The 2,062-nt window shown below is 57.1% G+C and carries 2 protein-coding genes and 1 pseudogene; 1 reads left to right on the top strand and 2 read right to left on the bottom strand.

Features of this window, described 5'->3' with window-relative positions:
• Nucleotides 1-317 (top strand): YbfB/YjiJ family MFS transporter (locus GHO41_RS29090; protein ID WP_153435330.1); only part of this gene is annotated, 317 nt, incomplete at its 5' end.
• Here GHO41_RS29090 and GHO41_RS29085 read toward each other — a convergent pair.
• Together GHO41_RS29085 and GHO41_RS29080 are read right to left on the bottom strand one after the other, a co-directional pair.
• Complete coding sequence (locus tag GHO41_RS29085; protein WP_153335078.1) at nt 265-1,194, bottom strand: DMT family transporter; 930 nt, start codon at nt 1,192-1,194, stop codon at nt 265-267. The genes GHO41_RS29090 and GHO41_RS29085 overlap by 53 nt on opposite strands.
• A 39-nt stretch (nt 1,195-1,233) precedes the next feature.
• A pseudogene (locus GHO41_RS29080) lies at nt 1,234-1,992 on the bottom strand (S1 RNA-binding domain-containing protein); the annotation flags it as partial.
• Between the last annotated feature and the right edge of the window lie 70 nt (nt 1,993-2,062).

Raw genomic sequence — 2,062 nt, 5'->3', positions numbered from 1 at the left:
GTAGTGCGGGCCTGGCGCTGGGGGTGATTTTATGCGGCACGCCGTTCCTGGCCTGCATGCCGCTGGTGATGCAAAGCTCGCGGGACATCGCCCCCCACGCCACTCAGCGCAACGCTGCCTTGCTCACCGCCTGTTTTGCCGTCGGCCAACTGGGCGGGCCTTTGCTGGCAGCCGTCAGCAGCCATTTCAGTGGCGGCTTGCACCCGGCGCTGATCATCGCGGCCAGCGGCCTGGTGCTGGCCGGGGTACTGGCCTTGCAACTGGTTAATTTTGTAGCAGTGCGCGCACCTTGCGACGCACCCACTGCTCCGCGCTGACAAAAGTGATACCTAGCAGCACCAGCACCGCGCCCACGGCGAAGTTGAAGCTTAATGGCTCATCCAGTATCAACACGCCAAAGGTCACCCCGAACAGAGGCGTCATAAACGAAAACACGGCCAGATTGGAGGCCAGGTAACGCTTGAGCAGCCAAAACCACATCAGGTAGCTGAAAAAAGACACCACCAGGCCCTGAAACAAGACGCTGCCAATGGCCAGCCCGGTGAAGCTGAAGTGGGTGATTTGTCCCGTGGCAAGGGCAATCACCAGCAGGCCGATAAAGCCCACGATCAACTGGTAAAACAGGGTCAGCGTGACCGGTGCCTCAGAGAGCCTGGAGCCGCGCACCACCACAGTGGTGACGCCCCAGGCCATGCCCGCCAGCACGCCGTAGGCATCGCCAAGCAAAACGTCGGGGTCCATGTCTGCGAACGACATGCCGCCGGCAAAGGAGAATGCAATGCCCAGAAACGCGAGGAAGATCCCCAGCCACTGCAGCGGCCGCAGACGCTCACTGGGCAACAGCCAGTTCACTCCAAGCGCAGTAAAGATCGGCGCGGTATAGAGGAACACCGACATGTGCGCCGCGCTGGTCAGGTGCAGCCCCTGCGCGATAAAGAAAAACTCCAGGCCAAACAAACTGCCTGCGAGCAGTCCGCCGCGCCAAGTGGATGGCACCTGGTCCCAGCCACCCTTCCAGCAAATCACCAGCCCCACCAGCAGCGCCGAGATGCCCGAGCGGGCCATGGCCTGCATGATCGGGGAAATATCAGGTGCAGCTACTTTGATCAGCACCTGCTGGACACCCCAGATCAGGCACAGCCCCAGCATGACTTGCAGTGCAAAAGCATCCGTTGCTCGCCGCGAACCACTCATAGCCACACCCAAAAGATAAAAACAGCGCAGGCCGCTGGCTTAAACCAGTTCGATACGGTCTGCGTGGATCACAATCTTGCCTTCCTTGTAGAGCGCACCAATGGCCTTCTTGAAGTTGCCCTTGCTGACGCCAAACAGGTTGCTGATCTGCTCGGGTGCACTTTTATCACTGACCGGCAATACCCCGTTGTTTTCACGCAACTTGCTGAGGATCTTCGAGTTCAGGCTGCTGGATGCCTCCTGACCGACTGGCTGCAAACTCAGGCTGATCTTGCCGTCGGCACGAACTTCCTTGATATAGCCTTTCTCTTGCTTGCCCGCACGCAGGAACTTGAACACTTCGTTCTTGTGGATCAAGCCCCAGTGCTTGTTGTTGATCACGGCTTTAAAGCCCATGTCCGTGGCCTCAGCCACCAGCAGATCAACTTCCTGGCCCACCTGGTAGTTGGCCGGGGTTTTGTCCAGGTAGCGGTCCAGGCGGGCCGTGGCGGTGATGCGGCGTGTGTGCTTGTCCAGGTAAACGTGCACAACCACATATTCTCCAGCGGTCATCTGGCGTTTTTCTTCGGAATACGGCAACAGCAAATCTTTCGGCAGGCCCCAATCAAGGAAAACACCGATGCTATTAATTTCGACGACTTTAAGACTGGCAAACTCACCGACTTGAACTTTTGGTTTTTCAGTGGTGGCAATTAACTTGTCAGCGCTGTCCAAATAAACAAATACGTTTAGCCAGTCTTCATCTTCACTGGGAATATCTTTCGGAATATAGCGATTGGGCAACAGGATTTGGCGGTCTCAAGGAGCAAGTGCAACACCTCATGTAAGGTGTTGCCATGTCTACCCAATACAACCACCTGAGTACCGA

Origin of the sequence: Pseudomonas sp. FSL R10-0399 (assembly GCF_009600165.1) — a bacterium.
Taxonomy (GTDB): Bacteria; Pseudomonadota; Gammaproteobacteria; order Pseudomonadales; family Pseudomonadaceae; genus Aquipseudomonas; species Aquipseudomonas helleri.
This window is presented reverse-complemented; position numbering and strand designations above follow the sequence as displayed.